Raw genomic sequence first — 17444 nt, forward strand, 5'->3', positions numbered from 1 at the left:
ATCTCCCAAAGGTGTACGGTCCCGCCGCACGTACGGCCGACGGCAGCGCTGTCAGTGCCGCGTGCGAGGATGAAATCGCTCGTGCCGGACCGCTTGCCGAGGGGTGCGCACGAGGGCCGAAGGCCGAGAACCGTACGCGACGGAAGGACCGGGACCGGGCGTGAGCGAGAACCAGAACCTGCTCGCGGAGCAGCGCCGCGCCCTGATCCTCGACGAGGTCAGACGCCGGGGCGGGGTGCGGGTCAACGAACTCACCCGCAAGCTGGGCGTCTCCGACATGACGGTGCGGCGCGACCTGGACGCGCTGGCGCGGCAGGGCGTCCTGGAGAAGGTGCACGGGGGCGCCGTCCCGGTCGTCGACGCCAGTACGCACGAGCCGGGTTTCGAGGCCAAGTCGGGGCTTGAGCTGAGCGCGAAGGAAGACATCGCGCGTGCGGCGGCCGCGCTGGTGGCCCCGGGCAGCGCCATCGCCCTGTCGGGCGGCACGACGACGTACGCGCTGGCCCATCAGCTGGTGGACGTTCCGGAGCTGACGGTCGTGACCAACTCCGTCCGGGTCGCGGACGTGTTCCACACGGCGCAGCGGCTGGCCGGCCAGGGGCAGGCCGGGGCCACGGTGGTGCTGACGGGCGGGGTGCGCACGCCGTCGGACTCCCTTGTGGGCCCGGTCGCGGACCAGGCGATCCGTACGCTCCACTTCGACCTGCTGTTCCTCGGGGTGCACGGCATCTCGGTGGAGGCCGGGCTCTCCACGCCGAACCTCGCGGAGGCGGAGACGAACCGGAGTCTGGTGCAGTCCGCGCGCCGCGTCGTGGTGGTCGCGGACCACACCAAGTGGGGCACGGTGGGCCTGAGTTCGTTCGCGACCCTCGGCCAGGTCGACACCTGGGTGACGGACGGGGGGCTGCCGGCGGAGGTGCGTACGGAGGTCTCCGAGCGGCTCGACCGGCTGGTCGTCGCGGGCGAGGACGCTGCGGGCGAAGACGCTGCAGACGAGGAAGGCGCGGGCGAGGAAGCGGCGGGCGAGGAAGCGGCGAGCGTGGGCGAAGGTGCTGGTGAAGGCACGGGTGTAGGTACAGCTGAAGGTGCGGGTACAGACATCTGACGGTCCGACAGCTAGGGTGACCGGGCCCGACCGACCGAACGACCGCCGTTCCCGCTGGGGGTGCTGAGTCCATGGCCCGCCAACTGAGCCCCGTGGGGCTTGAGTTCATCGACACCGCTCCGGTGCGCCTGGTGTTCGCCCGGCAGCTGTCCGCGCCGCCCGCCGCCGTGTACCGGGGGCTCGCCGAGGACGTGACGGGCTGGCCCGCGTGGTTCAGGGCCGTGACGCTGTGCCGGCCGACGGCCGGTGGCGCGGGCCGCGAGGTGAGGCTGGTCGGCGGCGGGCGTTTCCAGGAGACGATCCTGGCCACCGACCCCGTCGAGCGGTACGCGTACCGCGTGGACACCGCGAACGCCCCCGGCCTTCGGGCCCTCGCCGAGGAGTGGCTGCTGACCCCGGCGGGGAACGGGACGCGGGTGCAGTGGAGCTTCGCCGCGGACGGGACCGCCGTGCTGCGCGCCCTGCTGAAGGCGGCGAGGCCGGGCCTCGGCCGGTCGTTCCAGGATGCCGCGAGCCGCCTCGACAAGCGGATCGCGGCGAACTCCACACGGAGTTGAACCCCCTGGGGGCTGTCTCCCTGGAGGCCGCCTCCCCGGCGCCGTCTCTCCAGGGGTCGTCGCCCGCTAGTCCGGCCACACCCCGGTCGCGAGCAGGGAGTCGATCGCTGCGGTGTACGGGCGGATGTCCAGGCCCTGTTCGGCGAGCCAGGTGTCCGAGTAGTACTTGTCGAGGTAGCGGTCGCCCGGGTCGCAGAGGAGGGTGACGACGCTGCCCGTGCGGCCCTGGGCGACCATCTCGGCGACGATCTTCAGGGCGCTCCACAGGCCGGTGCCCGTCGAACCGCCCGCCTTGCGGCCGATGGCCTGTTCCAGGGCGCGTACGGCGGCGACGCTGGCCGCGTCCGGGACCTTCATCATCCGGTCGATCGCGCCGGGCACGAAGCTGGGCTCCATGCGCGGGCGGCCGATGCCCTCGATGCGGGAGCCGGAGTCGCTGGTGCGGTCCGGGTCGTGGTCGACCCAGCCGTCGAAGAAGCAGGAGTTCTCCGGGTCGGGCACGCAGATGCGGGTGTCGTGCTGCAGGTAGTGGACGTAGCGCGCGATGGTGGCCGAGGTGCCGCCGGTGCCTGCGGTGGCGACGATCCACGCGGGCTCGGGGTAACGCTCCAACCGCAACTGCTGGTAGATCGATTCGGCGATGTTGTTGTTGCCGCGCCAGTCCGTGGCCCGCTCCGCGTACGTGAACTGGTCCATGTAGTGGCCGCCGGTGCGGACGGCGAGGTCCGCGGCCTCCTCGTACATCGTCCGCGGGTCGTCGACGAAGTGGCAGCGGGCGCCGTGGAATTCGATGAGGCGGACCTTCTCGCGGCTGGTCGTCCGCGGCATCACGGCGATGAAGGGCACGCCGATCAGCTTCGCGAAGTACGCCTCGGAGACGGCCGTCGAGCCGCTGGACGCCTCGATGACGGGGCGGTCGGGGCGGACCCAGCCGTTGCACAGGCCGTACAGGAACAGCGAGCGGGCCAGGCGGTGCTTGAGGCTGCCGGTGGGGTGGGTCGACTCGTCCTTCAGGTACAGGTCGATGCCCCACTCCTCGGGGAGGGGGAAGCGCAGCAGGTGGGTGTCGGCGGAGCGGTTGGCGTCCGCCTGCACTTTGCGTACGGCCTCCTTCAGCCAGTCGCGGTAGGCCGCGTCGCTGCGGTCCACGTCGAGGGTGCTCATGGCCGTCGGGGCCCCGGGCTGCTGTGCAGTGCTCACGCGCTCGCTCCTTGGCGTCGTGCCCGGTCCTGGAAGATCCGGTCGGACAGCTCGATGATAAACACCTTCCGCACGCTTCTCACCTGCATAAACGCTTCTTTGAGCACCCCAAAGGGACGCGGGGGGGCGCGCCGTACGAGGGGGCCCTACGGGAGGACGTACGAGGGGACCTACGAGGGGCGTACGAGGGGGACCTACGAGGGACGCGCGAGGGAACAACCCGGCCCGTGCCGACGTTGGACCCACTGGTGCTCGATCACGTAGGCGGGCACACTGCTGAGCAACGCGGCAGGGAACGGAACGAGGGGGCGGGGCGCGATGGCGGAGCCGGAGTTCACGGCCAAGGGTGTGCGGATCGGGCGGCGGCTGCGCTCACTGACGAGGGCCGGTCAGGTGCGGATCAGCGGCGGCCGCCTGGAGTTGCTGACCAGCTACGGCAGCGAGATCGACAGCGCCCCGCTCGCCGCGGTCTCCGCGGGCCGGCCCTGGTTCGGCCCGGACGACAAGGCGCAGGCCACCGTCAACGGCACGCGGTACTCGCTGACGCTCGGCGAGGACGACCCGGGCCCCGGCGAGTCCGGACCGCCCTCGGTGCGGCGGTTCATCGACGCGGTGCACCGCGCGGGCGGGCGGCTCTCCGGCGCCTGAGCGGCGCGTTGAAGGGAATCGGCAGCGGCAGAGAGACCCCGCGGCGGCAAGAGGCCTGAGCCGACGCCGAGTTGCGGAGCCGCACCCCCTGCGTCACGCTGGTCACACATCACTCAGGGTTTATCGGCGGTCACGCTGTGACCCGGCGTCCACCGCCTTCAGCAGCAGGCAGCACTGTGGGATCCAGGGACGCGCGGCGTTCCCGGATCTATGTCGTCTTCTTCCGGACCTCACCCTTCGGGGAGTCGCAGCCGTGATCAGCGAGCCGAGCAGGCACTGCACGGTGGAGCTCCAAGCCCTGCCGTCACGCATCGGAAAAGTCCGCAGAATCATCTCTGCCCAACTGCGGCACTGGCACCTCGATCCGCTGATCGAGCTTGCCGAACTCGGAGTCACCGAGCTTCTCACCAACGTCCACCGGCACGCCGGTCCGGACAAGAAGTGCACCGTGGAGATCGAGTTGCTGCTCGAACGGCTCACGGTCTCGGTGCACGACCACGATCCCCGGATGCCGGAACTCCGCGCGGCCGCCCCCTTCGACACGTGCGGGCGCGGTCTCGCCATGATCGCGGCGGTCAGCGAGACCTGGGGCGTACGCCCCGAGGGGGATTGCGGCAAGGTCGTCTGGTTCACCCTCCCCGCGCTGCCCCCGCACGCGCCCCAGGCTCCCGCCCGGTCGGCCTTCGCCGGCTGACCGGGCGGTCGAGAAGCCGTCCGCGGGCGGCCCGGCGTCACTCCGTGGCGATCGCGCGCAGCACGTCGAGCCGGGCCGCCCGCCGCGCCGGACGCCACCCCGCGAGCCCTCCCGCGGCGAGCCCGACGAGGGCCACGACCGCGAGCTGCACGGGCGGCACGTCGAACGCGAAGTCGGTGTCGCCGGTGCCCTGCGCGGCCTGTACGAGGACCCACCCGAGGAATCCGCCGAGCGCGAGCCCACCCGCCGTACCGAACGCGGCGACCAGGACGGACTCCCAGCGGACCATCGCGCGCAGCTGGGCGCGGGTCTGGCCGACGGCGCGCAGCAGGCCGAGTTCGCGGGTGCGCTCGTGGACGGCGAGGGTCAGGGTGTTGGCGATGCCGAGCAGGGCGATCAGGACCGCGAGGGCGAGCAGCGCGTAGACCAGGGTGAGCATCATGTCGATGCCGCCGGCCGAGGACTGGGCGTACTCCTCGCGGGTCTGCACCTCCGGGTTGCCGTACGCGGCGGCGGTCCTCTCCACGGCGGCCTTGCCGGAGGCTGCGTCCACGCCGTCCTTGAAGGTGACGGCGACGACCGTGTCGGAGTCCTGGCCGCGGTGCGGGGCCCAGGCCTCGCGGGTGAGGACGTAGTCCCCGGCGAGTTCGGGCCGTGCGTAGACGGCGCGGACGGTGAACGTCTCCTGTGTGCCGTCGGTGAAGGCGAGTTCGGTGCGCTCGCCGAGCGCCAGACCGCGGGCCTCCGCTTCGGCGGCGGAGAGGGCGAGTCCGTCGGCGCCGAGGGCGTCGAGGGAGCCGCGCACCTCGCCCAGGTCGAGCCCCTTGGCGAGGGCGACCGGGTCGGTGACGGTCAACTGGCGCCCCGCGCCGTCGACTTCGGCGACGCCCCGGCCGAGCCCGACGGCGCTGTCGACCTCGGGCAGTCCGGCGACCCGGTCCGCGAGCGCGGGGCTGAGGCCGCTGCCGCCCGCGCCGAACGAGGGGGCGCTGACGGCGACGTCGCCCGCGAAGGAGCGGTCGACGGTCTGGTCCATGGTGGCCTTGAGGGAGGCGCCGAAGACGGTGAACAGCGCGACCACGGCGACGCCGATCATCAGCGCGCTCGCGGTGGCGGCGGTGCGCCTGGGGCTGCGCAGCGCGTTGCGCCCGGCCAGGTCGCGTCCGGAAAGTCGCGCCGTCCGCCCGAAGGGCGGGCCCTGCGGCGTCTGGTGCGTGCTCTCGGCGTGCCGGGCGCAGGCCCTCGTACTGGATGTACTTGGGCCTTCGCCCGGTGCGGCGAGAGTGCGTGCCAGGCGTCGCGGGGCAGGCGGGACTTTACGGACACGGCCTGGGCCCCCGGTGACGCCGCGGAGCCGGCCGAGCGGGCGGGCGAGGACGCGCAGCACGGCGGTCGAGGCGACGGGCCCGAGCACCACGAATGCGGCGAGCGCCAGGACGGCCCCGGTGCCGGCGAGCCAGATCGACGGGGTGCCGAGGACCCCGTACAGGGTCGTGGCGAGCGCGATCGCCGCGAGGGCGAGCCCGGTGACCGTACGGCTGCGGGCGGTGCCGGACTGGTCGACGGCGGTCTCGCGGAGCGCGGCGAGCGGCGCGGTGCGGCCCGCGCGGACGGCGGGCAGCAGGGCCGAGCCGAGGCAGACCACGATCCCGACGAGCAGCGGCAGGCCGAGCGAGAGCCCGCTGATCACCAACTCGCCCTCGGGGAACGGGAATCCGATCGCCGGGAACAGCGCCTGCAGCCCGGCCGCGACCCCGACCCCGCCGAGCAGCCCGGCCGCGGAGGCCGCCACGGCGACCACCGCGGCTTCGGCGAGGGCCACGCCCACGACCTGTCCACGGGCGGCGCCGAGGGCCCGCAGCAGGGCGTTCTCGCGGGTGCGTTGGGCGACGACGATGGCGAAGGTGTTGTGGATCGAGAAGGTCGCGACGAGCAGCGCGATGCCGGAGAAGACCAGCAGGAAGGTGGTGAACAGGTCGAGGAACTGCCCGGAGATCATGTCGGTGCTCTCGGCCGCGGACGCCTCGCCGGTGATCGCCTCGACGCCCTTCGGCAGTACGGGCGTCAGCGCGTCGACGAGTTCCTGCTGACCGGTGCCGGGCCCGGCGCGGACCAGGACCGAGGCGGCCCGGCCGGGCTCGGGGGTCAGGTACTTCTCGGCGTCGGCCCTGGTCATGCCGGTGAACGTGGTCTGCGACATGCCGTCGGCTCCGCCGAAGGTGGCGAGCCCGACGATCGTGACGCGCACCGGGTCCGGGGTGCGCAGGACGGTGCTGTCGCCGATCTTCAGGCCGCCGGTCTCGGCGGCGCCCCGGTTCACCACGACCTCGCCGCTGCGCTCCGGGGTGCGGCCCTCGGCCAGGCGGTACGGGTTGAGCCGAGTGTCCTTGATCCAGTTGCCGGCGAGGGTGGGCGGGCCCTGTCCGCCGATGGGTTCGCCGTCCGCGCCCACGAGTTGGCCAAGGCCCTGGACGTTCGCGGCGGCCGCGGCCACGCCGGGCACCTGGGCGACGCGGGCGGCGAGGCCGGCGTCGACGGGGCCGCGTGCGCCCTGGCTCTCGCCGGGCGTGGTGATGGTGTCGGCGCTGCGGACCACGGCGTCGGTGCCGCTGGTGGCCCCCGCGAACAGTGAGTCGAAGCTCGCCCGCAGGGTGTCGCCCATGACCAGGGTGCCGGTGAGGAAGGCGACGCCGAGCAGCACGGCCGCGAACGTACCGGCGAAGCGGCGCCTGTGGGCGCGGAGGGAGGAGAGGCTGATCCGCGCGGTGGCGGACGCGGAGGTCATGACGGCACTCCTTGGGTGTTCGGCACTGCTTGGGTGTTCGGCACTCCTTGGGTGTTCGGCACTCCTTGGGTGGGGTGATCCGGGACGTCACTGCGGGCGCCGTCCAGGGCCTTCATACGGTCGAGTACGCGCTCCGCGGTCGGTCCCTGCATCCGGTCGACGAGGCGGCCGTCGGCGAGGAAGACGACCTCGTCGGCGTGGGCGGCGGCGCCCGGGTCGTGCGTGACCATGACGACGGTGCGGTCCATCTGCCGTACGGCGCGGCCGAGCAGGCCGAGCACTTCGGCGCCGGAGCGGGAGTCGAGGTTGCCGGTGGGCTCGTCGGCGAAGACGACGTCGGGCCGGCCTGCGAACGCCCGGGCCACGGCGACGCGTTGCTGCTGTCCCCCGGAGAGCTCGGCGGGCCGGTGGTGCAGCCGGTCACGCAGGCCGACCACGTCCACGAGCGCGTCGATCCACTCGGTGTCGCCGCGGACGCCCGCGAGGTCGAGCGGGAGCGTGATGTTCTCGGCGACGGTGAGGGTGGGCAGCAGGTTGAACGACTGGAAGACGAAGCCGACGCGGTCGCGGCGGAGCACGGTGAGGCGGCGGTCGTCGAGGGTGCTGAGCTCGGTGCCGCCGATGGCGGCGCTGCCGGAGGTGAGCGTGTCGAGTCCGGCGGCGCAGTGCATGAGGGTGGATTTGCCGGAGCCCGAGGGCCCCATGATCGCGGTGAACCGGCCGGCCGGGAAGCCGACGGTCACCCCGTCCAGGGCCCTCACTTCGGTGTCGCCGCTGCCGTACACCTTCACGGCGTCGACGACCCGGGCTGCGGCATGTGCGACGGGCGCGGTGTTCACGCCGCACCGCCCTTCCCGCCGGCACTGCGGCCGAACTGCTCGTCCAGGACGGACAGGCGCCGCCAGTACTCGTCCTCGTCGATCTCGCCGGAGGCGAAGCGGTGGCCGAGCACCGTGATCGGCGACTGTGCGTCGGGCCCGGTGTGCGGGCCTCGGCCCCGGCCGCGCCAGACGGTGCGGCGCAGCAGGGTCACGGCGCCGACGATCACGGCGGCCCAGATCAGCGGGAAGAACAGGATCCACGGGCCGGGCCCGCCGTCCCAGTTGGCCAGAGTCTGCATGTCGATTCATCTCCTCGGTGGCGGCGAGTGCCGCGCCGTAATGGCTGGTGATGCATCGAGATTCGCTCGCGGAGGGGGCCCGAGTCGTCGTACGGGCAGCGGCAGTCCGCGTACCTCCCGGGGAGTACGAGGGGCTGCGCAGACTGCTTCCCGCGCAGCTCGGAAGGGACCTCACGCCTCTGTACCTACTAGTATGTAAACTGCCGCCATGAGCACTCAGGGAACGCACGACCGACTCGTCGAGGCCACCCGCGAGCTCCTCTGGGAACGGGGGTACGTGGGCACCAGCCCGAAGGCGATCCAGGAGCGGGCGGGCGCGGGCCAGGGCAGCATGTACCACCACTTCAAGGGCAAGCCCGACCTCGCCCTCACCGCGATCGCCCGGACCGCCGAGGAGCTGCGCGGCGCCGCGGAGCGTGCGCTCTGCGGCGCGGGTTCGGCGTACGAGCGGATCGAGGCGTATCTGACGCGCGAGCGGGACGTGTTGCGGGGCTGCCCGGTGGGGCGGCTGACGATGGACCCGGACGTCGTCGCGAACGACCGGCTGCGCGCACCCGTGGACGAGACCCTGCACTGGCTCCGCGACCGGCTCGCGAAAATCGTCCAAGAGGGCCTGGACCAGGGCGAGTTCGCCCCCGGACTCGATCCGGACGAGACCGCCGCCCTGCTCGTCGCGACCGTCCAGGGCGGCTATGTCCTGGCCCGCTCGTCGGGCAGCCCCGCGGCGTTCGACATGGCCGTACGCGGCGCGCTCGCGCTGCTGCACCGGCGAGCGGACAGGGGCTGAGCATGCACGCCATGCAGTACGAGATCACCCTGCCCGCCGGTTACGACATGGGCGTCATCCACGAGCGCGTGAAGGCCAGGGGACACCTCCTGGACGAGCTGCCCGGGCTCGGGTTCAAGGCGTATCTGGTGCGCGAGCGCGGCCGGGACGGCTCGCCGGTGAACCAGTACGCGCCGTTCTACCTCTGGTCCGACTCCGCCGCGATGGCCGCGTTCCTCGCCGGGCCGGGATTCCGGGGCCTGTGCGCCGACTTCGGCCGCCCCACGGTCCGGCACGGCAACGGGCACTTGTACGTGGAGGGGCGCGCGGCCGGCGAGGGGGCGCGGTCCGCCGTACGCCTGCGGGAACGACTGCCGGCCGACGCGGACGTGGCGGAGGCGGTCGGGGCGGCGTCGGACAGCGCCCGGCAGACGGCGGCGAGGAACGGTGCCGTGTGCGCCGCGGTCGTACTCGACCCGCATCACTGGGAGTTGACGCAGTTCTCCCTGTGGTCCGGGCAGCCGCCCGCCGGCCTCGGCGGCGAGGTGTACCGCGTACTGCACCTGTCCGCGCCCGAGCGGGCGGCGCTGCCGCGGTGACGAGCGCGGCAGCGATCGGGAGCAGCCTTCTCCAGCCCGTCCGGCGTCCGAGGACGGGCCCGCAGGTCGACAGACGAGCCCCCAGGGCGACGAGCGGGGCCCAGGGGCGGCATGACCCTAGGAGGACAAGGCCGCCGGAGGGTCGTCGAGCACCGGCTGCCACGCCAGTTCCGCCGCGCCGACCAGGCTGTTGTGATCGAGGGTGCACGGCAGGATCGGGACGCCGCCGCTGCGGCCCCACAGGCTGCGGTCGGCGACGACGGCGCGCAGGCGTTCCGGGTCCGCGGCGAGGAGTTCGCGGTGCAGGCCGCCGAGGATGATGCGGTCCGGGTTGAGGATGTTGACCAGGCCGGCGAGGCCGAGGCCGAGGCGGTCGATGAGCTCCGCGGCGGCCGCGCGTACCGCCGGGTCGTCGTACTCGTGGGTGAGCAGGTCGCGGGAGCGCTGGAGGAGCGACACCTCGGGGCCGGGGGCGCGGCCGGCCGCGGTGAGGAACGCCAGCGGGTCCGCCTCGACGTCCAGGCAGCCGCGGCTGCCGCAGTAGCAGGGGCGGCCCTCGGGGTTCACGGTGAGGTGGCCGACCTCCAGGGCGAGGCCCGAACTCCCGGTGTGCAGGCGGCCGTCGAGGACCAGCGCACCGCCGACGCCGCGGTGCCCGGTGGCCACGCAGAGCAGGTCGGCGGCGCCGCGGCCCGCGCCGTGGCGGTGCTCGGCGAGGGCGGCGAGGTTGACATCGTTGCCGGTGAACGCGGGTCCGGGCAGGCCCGCCGCCCGTACCCGCTCGGCGAAGATCTCGCGGACCGGGGCACCGACCGGCCACGCCAGGTGCAGCGGGTTGAGCGCCTGGCCCTCGGGCTCGGCGACCGCCGACGGCACGGCGAGCCCGGCGCCGACGCAGCGCCGCCCGGTCCGCTCAAGGAGCTCCACCCCGGCCTGGACGAGCGAGCCGAGGATCTGCGCCGGGTCGGCGTCGACGGTCTCGCAGCCGGGCGCGGTCGCGGCGATGGTGCCGCCGAGGCCGACGAGCGCGGCGCGGTATCCGTCGGCGTGCACCTGGGCCGCGAGGACGACGGGGCCGTCGTCGGCGACGACCAGGCGGTGCGAGGGGCGGCCCTGCGCGCCCGCGGCGGCTCCGGGCTCGACGTGGATCAGGCCGAGCGCCTCCAGCTCGGCGGCGACGGCGCCGGCCGTGGCACGGGTCACGCCGAGCTCGGCGGTGAGGACCGCGCGGGTCGGGGCGCGTCCGGTGTGCACCAGTTCCAGTGCGGGGCCGAGTGCGCCGCGCCCTCTCTCCAGTCGGTTCCGCGTGGACACCTGCCGGTTCCGCGTGGACACCTGACCCGCCCCATTCGGCGCCGCCTTGCCGTTCATGCAGGCGAGTCTCCCATGATCCGGGAGGGCTCAGCCCGGGAGACCGGAGACTCGCAGTGTGATGTTCAGCCGCCCCCGCTCCATCCCGACGGCGCCGCTCCCGCTCCCCGGCCACACCTTGGGCACCCCGTGGTACGCGAATCGCGACGGCCCGCCGAACACGAACAGGTCGCCGCTGCGCAACTCCACGTCGGTGTAGGGGCGTCCGCGTGACTCGGCGTTGCCGAAGCGGAACAGGCAGGTGTCGCCGAGGCTCAGCGAGACGACCGGCTCGTCGGCCCGTTCGTCGCTGTCGCGGTGCATGCCCATGTGCGCCTGCTCGCCGTAGTAGTTGACGAGCGCGATGTCGTACGCGCCGGGCGTGCGGCCCGGTCCGTACGCCTCGCGCACGGCCTCGCGCGCGAGCCTGCCGAGGAGGTCCGGGAACGGTTTGACCGGGGCGCCGTCGCCGTCGACGACGGTGCGGGCGTAGCCGTACGGGTACCAGTGCCGGCCGAGGCACACCTGCCGCGCGGTCATCTCGCCGCCGCCGGGTGTGCGGACGGTACGCAGTCCGGCGGGCGGCCTGGACCACTCCCGGCAGGCGGCCACCAGCTCCCGCTGCCGGTCCGGGTCGAGCCAGCCCGGGACGTGCACGGCGCCGGGTGCGATCTCGGCGCGTTCTCGGGGGAGGTCGAACAGCTCCATGGTTCCCATTCTCCTCGTTGCCGGTGCCCCTTCCCGGCCCGTACCCTGACTTTGTGCCGACTCTAAACAAACTCAGGACAACGTCGTCCGACCAGCCGCACAACGCCGCCCTGAGGCGCCTCCGGCTCGCCCTCACCGCCTTCTTCGCCCTCGACGGTTTCGTCTTCGCGGGCTGGGTCGTCCGCATCCCCGCGATCAAGGAGCAGACCGGGGCGTCCGCCGGTGACCTGGGGCTCGCGCTGCTCGGGGTGTCGGCGGGCGCCGTGGTCACGATGACGCTGACCGGCCGCCTCTGCCGCCGCTACGGCAGCCACGCCGTGACCGTGGCCTGCGGCGTCCTGATGCCGCTGAGCGTCGCCCTGCCCCCGCTGGCCGGTTCGCCGCTCGCGCTCGGCGCGGTGCTGCTCGTCTTCGGCGCTGCGTACGGCGGCATCAACGTGGCGATGAACAGCGCCGCCGTCGACCTCGTCCGCGCCCTGCGCCGGCCCGTGATGCCCAGCTTCCACGCGGCGTTCAGCCTCGGCGGGATGGTCGGCGCCGGGCTCGGCGGACTGGTCGCGGGGCACCTCTCCCCCACCCGGCACCTGCTCGGCCTGACCGTGCTCGGCCTGCTCATCACCGCGGCCGCCGCGCCGACGCTGCTGCGCCACGCGGCCCCGGCACCCGCCGAGGAGCGGACCGCCGCCGAGTCTCCGCGCCCCGCCCGCCGTACGCGCCCGCTCGTCGCCGTCTTCGGCCTGATCGCGCTGTGCACGGCGTACGGCGAGGGGGCGCTCGCGGACTGGGGTGCGCTGCATCTGCAGCAGGACCTGGGGGCGCATCCGGGCGTCGCGGCCGCCGGGTACTCCGTGTTCGCGCTCGCCATGACCGTCGGCCGCCTCAGCGGCACGGCCCTCCTCGAACGCCTGGGCCAGACCCGGACATTGGTGGCGGGCGGCGCGACGGCCGCGGCCGGAATGCTGCTCGGGTCGCTCGCCCCTTCGGTGTGGGCGGTGCTCGTCGGCTTCACGGTCACCGGGCTCGGCCTGGCCAATATCTTCCCGGTCGCGATCGAGCGCGCCGGCGCCCTGGCCGGCCCCAGCGGTGTCGCCGCGGCCTCCACGCTCGGCTACGGCGGCATGCTCCTCGGCCCGCCCGCGATCGGCTTCATGGCGGACTGGTTCTCCCTGCCGGTGGCCCTGACCAGCGTGGCGGTCCTGGCCGCGGCCTCGGCGGCGATCGGGTACGCGGTACGGGGCGCCGGCGTACGCACGTAACACGTCCGCCGCGGCCTGCTCGTACCGGATCGTGGAACGTATGGGTGCACCTCGTGAGGGCTGCCTAGGCCGCCGAACCGGGGGCATGATCTGGCCATGAAGACTGTCGAACACGTCCACGTCCTGGACCGGGAAGGCCGGTTGCTCGCGCACGCGGCGCAGGAGGCCGGGACCGGCGCGGCCGTGTCCGCCTGCCCCGGCTGGCAGGTCCGTGACCTGCTGCGGCACACCGGCATGGTGCACCGCTGGGCCACCGCGCACGTGGTCGAGGGCCACACCGCGCCGCACCCCGACGGCGGCCTCCCCGACCTCGACGGGACGGCCCTGCTCGACTGGTTCCGCACCGGCCACGCCGCCCTCGTCGACGCGCTCGCCTCGGCCCCCGCCGACCTGGAGTGCTGGACGTTCCTGCCCGCGCCGTCCCCGCTGGCGTTCTGGGCGCGGCGGCAGGCGCACGAGACGACGGTGCACCGGGTGGACGCCGAGTCGGCGCGCCTGAGCACCGGCCATGTGGCGATCTCCCCCGGCTTCGCCGTCGACGGCATCGACGAGCTGCTTCGCGGCTTCCACGCGCGCCGGCGCAGCAGGGTCCGTACGGAGAAGCCCGCGGTGCTGCGGGTGCGCGCCACCGACACCGGCGACGCGTGGACCATGCGGCTCTCGCCGGACGCCCCGGTCACCACGCGCGGCGAAGAGGGCGAGGCGGACTGCGAGTTGAGCGGCCCCGCGGCCCGGGTCTACCTCTCCCTGTGGAACCGGCTCCCCGCCCCGCGCCTCACCGGCGACCCGGGGCTCGCGCGCCTGTGGCGGGAGACTTCGGCGGTCACCTGGAGGTGAGGGTCACCTGGAGGTCAGGGGCACCCGAGGGTCAGGAGCACCCGAGGGTCAGGAGCACCCGAGGGTCAGGAGCACCCGAGGGTCAGGGGCACCCGGGGGTGAGCGCCGCTTGAGGTCGAGCGGGGCGGTCCGCGGCCGGGAAGTCCGTGGTGGTCGCGCGGTCCGGGGGCGGTCGCGTACGCCGTCGCCGCTCAGCCCAGCCAGCCCGGCCGCACCAGGCCCGACTCGTAGGCGAGGACGACCAGTTGGGCGCGGTCGCGGGCGCCCAGCTTCACCATCGTGCGGCTGACGTGCGTCTTCGCGGTGAGCGGGCTGACGACCAGGCGGCGGGCGATCTCCTCGTTGGACAGGCCGATGCCGACGAGCGCCATCACCTCGCGCTCCCGCTCGGTGAGCTCGCTCAGCGCGTCCGCGGCGGCCGGCTCCTTGGAACGTGCGGCGAACTCGCCGATCAGGCGTCTGGTCACGCCCGGCGAGAGCAGCGCGTCGCCGTGCACCACCGCCCGTACCGCGCGCAGCAGTTCAGCGGGTTCGGTGTCCTTCACGAGGAAGCCGGACGCTCCGGAGCGGATCGCCTCGAAGACGTACTCGTCCAGCTCGAAGGTGGTGAGCATGACCACCTTGACCTGCCCGAGGTCCGGGTCGCCGGTGACGGCGCGGGTCGCGGCGAGGCCGTCGAGCTGCGGCATGCGGATGTCCATCAGGACGACGTCCGGGCACAGTTCGCGCACCAGGCGCACCGCCTCCTCGCCGTCGGCCGCCTCCCCCGCGACCTCGATGTCCGACTGGGCGTCGAGCAGCGCCTTGAACCCGGCCCGTACGAGCACCTGGTCGTCGGCGAGCAGTACGCGGATCACGTCGTCTTCCCCTCGGGACGCTGCGGCAGTACGGCCCGCACCCGGAAACCGCCGTCCGGGCGCGGGCCCGCCTCGATCGTGCCACCCAGGGCCCCGGCCCGCTCCCGCATTCCGGCGAGGCCGTTGCCGCTGCCGCCCGCGTCGGTACGGGTCGCGGGGCCGTCGTCGTCGACGGTCAGCTCAACGGTGGCTTCCTCGTACCGCACTCGTACGCGCGCGTTGCGCGAGCCTGAGTGGCGTACGACGTTCGTCAGCGCCTCCTGCACGATCCGGAACGCGGCCAGGTCGGCGCCGGGTGCGAGGGCCGTTGCGGGGCCCTCGCGGGTGACTTCGACGGTGAGGCCCGCGCTCGCTGCCTGGTCGACCAGCTCGGGCAGCCGGTCGAGTCCGGGCGCCGGAGCGCGGGGCGCGTCCCCCGGCGCGCGGAGGGTGTCGAGCACCTGCCGCACCTCGCCGAGCGCCTCCTTGCTGGCCGACTTGATGGTGGTCAGTGCCGTACGCGCCTGCTCCGGGTCGGAGTCGAGCAGCGCGAGCCCCACGCCCGCCTGGACGTTGATCACGGAGATCGAGTGCGCCAGTACGTCGTGCAGCTCCCGGGCGATCCGCAGCCGCTCCTCGTCCGCGCGGCGCTTGGCGGCCTGCTGCCGTTCGGCGCGCTCTTTGGCCCACTGCTCGCGGCGGGCGCGCACCAGCTCGGACAGGGCGAGGATCGCCACCACCCAGGCGACGACCAGGAGTTCCTGCCCCCAGGGCGCCGCGCTGTCGCCGTCCGGCGGCAGCCATGCGTACAGCCAGTGCGAGAGCAGCAGATGCCCGGCCCAGAGCATGCCGAGCGCACCCCAGGCCGCGTGCCGGTGCCCGGCCACGACCGCCGCGAAGCAGGCGAGCGCGGCACTCAGGAACACCGGGCCGTACGGGTACCCCGCGCCCAGGTACACCAGCGTGACCGCCGACGCGGCGAAAGGCACGGCCACCGGGAGACGGTGCCGCAGCAGCAGGACCACGCCCGCGAGGAGGAGCAGCGCCCGCCCCGGCCCGTCCAGCTGCACCCGCTCGCCGAGCTGGCCGTGCGCCGCGAAACCCGACCCGACCTGCAGGAACACGGTCACGAACAGCGTCGAGACCCAGGGCAGCCGGTCCCCGTCCGCCGCCCCTTGCTCACGGTCGTCCCAGCGCCGCAGACCGGGCGGCCCCGCGTGCCGCCAGGGCACCGGGCCGCCCGGCCTCCGGGTGTGCTGCTCGTCCATACCGGCCACGCTAGACCGGACTTCCCCTCCCCGGCGTCCGCCGTGGGTGGTCATCGGGGGTACTTCCTGGGGAGTACGCGGGGGCGGTCCGCAGGGGGAGGGGCATAGGTCCACGTACACACGGGTGCGCGTACCTGGCCTCCGCCCTACGCCGATTCCGTAGCAGCCCCCTCCCGCGCCCCCGGCTTCTCGTCCCGGTCGAGGGCCGACAGGGCGCGCCGGGCGACCGGGTGGGTGCGGACGAGTTCCGTGAGGGAGGTCGAGCCGCGGGTGATCTTCGCGAAGGCGTTCCACGCGGGGCGGAAGCCGGTGAGGACGGCGTGCAGCAGTCCCGGGCGGCGCTCGAAGACGCTCAGCATGCGCCGGCCCAGGCTCATCTCGACGCCGAGGCCCGCCCGTACGGCGAACGCGTAGTTCAGTGCCTGCCTGCGGGCGTCGACCGCGTCGTGCGCCTCCGCGACCCGGACCGCCCACTCCCCCGCGAGCCGCCCGGAGCGCAGCGCGTACGAGATGCCCTCGCGGGTCCACGGCTCCAGGAGGCCCGCCGCGTCACCGCAGACCAGGACGCGGCCGCGGGAGAGCGGGGAGTCGTCGCTGCGGCAGCGGGTCAGGTGGCCGGAGGAGATGCTCGGCTCGAAACCGGCGAGGCCGAGGCGGGCGATGAAGTCCTCCAAGTACCGCTTGGTGGCGGCGCCTTCGCCGCGGGCGGAGATCACGCCGACGGTGAGGGTGTCGCCCTTGGGGAAGACCCAGCCGTAACTGCCGGGCATCGGGCCCCAGTCGATGAGGACGCGGCCGCTCCAGTCCTCGGCGACCGTCTCCGGAACCGGGATCTCCGCCTCCAGGCCGAGGTCGACCTGGTCGAGTTTCACGCCGACGTGCGCCCCTATCCGGCTGGCGCTGCCGTCGGCGCCGACCACGGCGTGCGCGAGGAGGATCTCGCCGTCGGCGAGGACGACTGCGGCGGTGCGGCGGTCGGGCACCGCGGGGCCGTGCTGCTCCACGCGCGAAACGGTGGCTCCGGTGCGGAGTTCGGCGCCGGCCTTCTGTGCGGCCTCGACGAGCTGGTGGTCGAACTCGGGCCGGTTGATGAGGCCGAAGAGCATCTGCTTCGAGCGGCGGGTACGCGCGTACTTGCCGTCGAGGGAGAAGGTGACGGCGTGCACCCGGTCGCGCAGGGGCAGTTCGAAGCCGGGCGGCAGGGAGTCGCGCGAGGGGCCGATGATGCCGCCGCCGCAGGTCTTGTAGCGCGGGAGTTCGGCCTTCTCCAGGAGCAGCACACGGCGTCCGGCGACGGCAGCGGCGTACGCGGCGGAGGCCCCTGCGGGCCCGGCGCCGACGACGATCACGTCCCACATGTCGCGGGAGCCGGGCCGCTCCGCGCTGCGGAGGGTCTGCGCCTCGGACTCGTCCCCGGGCTCGGACTCGGCCCCGGGCTCGGACTTGGCCGCTGCCGCGGGCTCGGCCCCGGGCTCGGCCCCCGCACCTGGGCTCCGTCCCGCCACCGAGTCCGACACCGGCTCCGGCTCCGGCTCCGGCACGGGCCCCGCCGCCGCGGACCCGTCCGCCGCAGGCCCGTCCGCCGCAGGCCCGTGCCCCCCAGACCCGTCCGCCGCGGGCGGTCGCGTCTGCTCGGGGGGCGTGCCGGACGGGGCGTCGCCCGGCTGCTCCCGCCGCTCTTCGGCCGGGTTCTCGGTCGAGTTCTCGCTGCTCAC

Annotated in this window: 17 protein-coding genes; 8 read left to right on the forward strand and 9 right to left on the reverse strand. The window is 74.0% G+C overall.

The features are described from left to right. Window positions 1-160 precede the first annotated feature (160 nt). Together QIS99_RS22935 and QIS99_RS22940 are read left to right on the forward strand one after the other, a co-directional pair. Complete coding sequence (locus QIS99_RS22935) at window positions 161-1105, forward strand: DeoR/GlpR family DNA-binding transcription regulator (RefSeq protein ID WP_282515483.1); 945 nt, start codon at window positions 161-163, stop codon at window positions 1103-1105. Window positions 1106-1176: 71 nt separating this feature from the next. Then, complete coding sequence (locus tag QIS99_RS22940) at window positions 1177-1662, forward strand: SRPBCC family protein (RefSeq protein ID WP_282515484.1); 486 nt, start codon at window positions 1177-1179, stop codon at window positions 1660-1662. A 66-nt stretch (window positions 1663-1728) separates the two neighbouring features. Here the strand turns inward: QIS99_RS22940 and cds1 are convergent, their stop codons facing one another. Further along, entirely contained in the window at window positions 1729-2826 is a 1098-nt protein-coding gene (gene cds1, locus QIS99_RS22945; RefSeq protein ID WP_282515512.1) for an L-cysteine desulfhydrase Cds1, read from the reverse strand. 354 nt (window positions 2827-3180) lie between these two features. On the opposite strand from cds1, the gene QIS99_RS22950 reads away from it, so the two are divergent. After that, window positions 3181-3510 (forward strand): hypothetical protein, encoded by a 330-nt coding sequence (locus QIS99_RS22950; RefSeq protein ID WP_282515485.1) that lies wholly within the window; start codon window positions 3181-3183, stop codon window positions 3508-3510. 253 nt (window positions 3511-3763) lie between these two features. Further along, window positions 3764-4204 (forward strand): ATP-binding protein, encoded by a 441-nt coding sequence (locus QIS99_RS22955; protein ID WP_282515486.1) that lies wholly within the window; start codon window positions 3764-3766, stop codon window positions 4202-4204. A 37-nt stretch (window positions 4205-4241) separates the two neighbouring features. On the opposite strand, the gene QIS99_RS22960 is transcribed toward QIS99_RS22955, so the two are convergent. The 3 genes from QIS99_RS22960 to QIS99_RS22970 are packed head-to-tail and all read right to left on the reverse strand — an operon-like array spanning window position 4242 to window position 8109. Further along, window positions 4242-6989, reverse strand: coding sequence for an ABC transporter permease (locus tag QIS99_RS22960; RefSeq protein ID WP_282515487.1), 2748 nt, complete (start codon window positions 6987-6989; stop codon window positions 4242-4244). Beyond that, complete coding sequence (locus QIS99_RS22965; RefSeq protein WP_282515488.1) at window positions 6986-7828, reverse strand: ABC transporter ATP-binding protein; 843 nt, start codon at window positions 7826-7828, stop codon at window positions 6986-6988. The genes QIS99_RS22960 and QIS99_RS22965 overlap by 4 nt, the downstream gene beginning before the upstream one ends. After that, window positions 7825-8109 (reverse strand): SHOCT domain-containing protein, encoded by a 285-nt coding sequence (locus QIS99_RS22970; RefSeq protein WP_282515489.1) that lies wholly within the window; start codon window positions 8107-8109, stop codon window positions 7825-7827. Before QIS99_RS22970 ends, QIS99_RS22965 begins: the two co-directional genes overlap by 4 nt. Before the next feature lie 208 nt (window positions 8110-8317). Here QIS99_RS22970 and QIS99_RS22975 point away from each other — a divergent pair, with 208 nt between their 5' ends. Together QIS99_RS22975 and QIS99_RS22980 are read left to right on the forward strand one after the other, a co-directional pair. Beyond that, a complete protein-coding gene (locus QIS99_RS22975; RefSeq protein WP_282515490.1) occupies window positions 8318-8896 on the forward strand; it encodes a TetR/AcrR family transcriptional regulator in 579 nt (192 codons plus the stop codon). Window positions 8897-8898: 2 nt separating this feature from the next. After that, window positions 8899-9474 (forward strand): DUF4865 family protein, encoded by a 576-nt coding sequence (locus QIS99_RS22980; RefSeq protein WP_282515491.1) that lies wholly within the window; start codon window positions 8899-8901, stop codon window positions 9472-9474. Between the two features lie 117 nt (window positions 9475-9591). Here QIS99_RS22980 and QIS99_RS22985 read toward each other — a convergent pair whose 3' ends face one another. Both QIS99_RS22985 and QIS99_RS22990 read right to left on the reverse strand, forming a co-directional pair. Beyond that, the gene (locus QIS99_RS22985) at window positions 9592-10845 is read right to left on the reverse strand and encodes an ROK family protein (RefSeq protein WP_282515492.1); all 1254 of its coding nucleotides are present in this window, start codon (window positions 10843-10845) and stop codon (window positions 9592-9594) included. Between the two features lie 30 nt (window positions 10846-10875). Then, window positions 10876-11532, reverse strand: a complete 657-nt coding sequence (locus QIS99_RS22990; protein WP_282515493.1) for an alpha-ketoglutarate-dependent dioxygenase AlkB family protein — start codon at window positions 11530-11532, stop codon at window positions 10876-10878. Window positions 11533-11585: 53 nt separating this feature from the next. On the opposite strand from QIS99_RS22990, the gene QIS99_RS22995 reads away from it, so the two are divergent. Together QIS99_RS22995 and QIS99_RS23000 are read left to right on the forward strand one after the other, a co-directional pair. Then, the gene (locus QIS99_RS22995) at window positions 11586-12788 is read left to right on the forward strand and encodes an MFS transporter (protein WP_408909612.1); all 1203 of its coding nucleotides are present in this window, start codon (window positions 11586-11588) and stop codon (window positions 12786-12788) included. Window positions 12789-12884: 96 nt separating this feature from the next. Next, complete coding sequence (locus tag QIS99_RS23000) at window positions 12885-13625, forward strand: maleylpyruvate isomerase family mycothiol-dependent enzyme (protein WP_282515494.1); 741 nt, start codon at window positions 12885-12887, stop codon at window positions 13623-13625. Window positions 13626-13816: 191 nt separating this feature from the next. Here the strand turns inward: QIS99_RS23000 and QIS99_RS23005 are convergent, their stop codons facing one another. The 3 genes from QIS99_RS23005 to QIS99_RS23015 all read right to left on the reverse strand — a co-directional run bounded on the left by QIS99_RS23005 (window position 13817) and on the right by QIS99_RS23015 (window position 17087). After that, window positions 13817-14482, reverse strand: coding sequence for a response regulator transcription factor (locus QIS99_RS23005; protein WP_282515495.1), 666 nt, complete (start codon window positions 14480-14482; stop codon window positions 13817-13819). Next, on the reverse strand, window positions 14479-15729 hold the full coding sequence (locus QIS99_RS23010) for a sensor histidine kinase (RefSeq protein ID WP_282515496.1): 1251 nt from the start codon (window positions 15727-15729) through the stop codon (window positions 14479-14481). The genes QIS99_RS23005 and QIS99_RS23010 overlap by 4 nt, the downstream gene beginning before the upstream one ends. A 146-nt stretch (window positions 15730-15875) precedes the next feature. After that, window positions 15876-17087: a geranylgeranyl reductase family protein gene (locus QIS99_RS23015; protein WP_282515514.1), complete on the reverse strand. Its 1212-nt coding sequence runs from the start codon at window positions 17085-17087 to the stop codon at window positions 15876-15878. Between the last annotated feature and the right edge of the window lie 357 nt (window positions 17088-17444).

It is taken from the genome of Streptomyces solicavernae, assembly GCF_029968095.1.
Lineage (GTDB): Bacteria > Actinomycetota > Actinomycetes > Streptomycetales > Streptomycetaceae > Streptomyces > Streptomyces solicavernae.

What these genes read in the sequence shown, in the direction of transcription:
- QIS99_RS22940 (WP_282515484.1), top strand. Translation starts at nt 1,177, where the DNA reads ATGGCCCGCCAACTGAGCCCCGTGGGGCTTGAGTTCATCGACACCGCT.
- QIS99_RS22975 (WP_282515490.1), top strand. Translation starts at nt 8,318, where the DNA reads ATGAGCACTCAGGGAACGCACGACCGACTCGTCGAGGCCACCCGCGAG.
- QIS99_RS23010 (WP_282515496.1), bottom strand. Translation starts at nt 15,729, where the DNA reads ATGGACGAGCAGCACACCCGGAGGCCGGGCGGCCCGGTGCCCTGGCGG.
- QIS99_RS22950 (WP_282515485.1), top strand. Translation starts at nt 3,181, where the DNA reads ATGGCGGAGCCGGAGTTCACGGCCAAGGGTGTGCGGATCGGGCGGCGG.
- cds1 (WP_282515512.1), bottom strand. Translation starts at nt 2,826, where the DNA reads ATGAGCACCCTCGACGTGGACCGCAGCGACGCGGCCTACCGCGACTGG.
- QIS99_RS22990 (WP_282515493.1), bottom strand. Translation starts at nt 11,532, where the DNA reads ATGGAGCTGTTCGACCTCCCCCGAGAACGCGCCGAGATCGCACCCGGC.
- QIS99_RS22970 (WP_282515489.1), bottom strand. Translation starts at nt 8,109, where the DNA reads ATGCAGACTCTGGCCAACTGGGACGGCGGGCCCGGCCCGTGGATCCTG.
- QIS99_RS22985 (WP_282515492.1), bottom strand. Translation starts at nt 10,845, where the DNA reads ATGAACGGCAAGGCGGCGCCGAATGGGGCGGGTCAGGTGTCCACGCGG.
- QIS99_RS22960 (WP_282515487.1), bottom strand. Translation starts at nt 6,989, where the DNA reads ATGACCTCCGCGTCCGCCACCGCGCGGATCAGCCTCTCCTCCCTCCGC.
- QIS99_RS23000 (WP_282515494.1), top strand. Translation starts at nt 12,885, where the DNA reads ATGAAGACTGTCGAACACGTCCACGTCCTGGACCGGGAAGGCCGGTTG.
- QIS99_RS22980 (WP_282515491.1), top strand. Translation starts at nt 8,899, where the DNA reads ATGCACGCCATGCAGTACGAGATCACCCTGCCCGCCGGTTACGACATG.
- QIS99_RS23015 (WP_282515514.1), bottom strand. Translation starts at nt 17,087, where the DNA reads ATGTGGGACGTGATCGTCGTCGGCGCCGGGCCCGCAGGGGCCTCCGCC.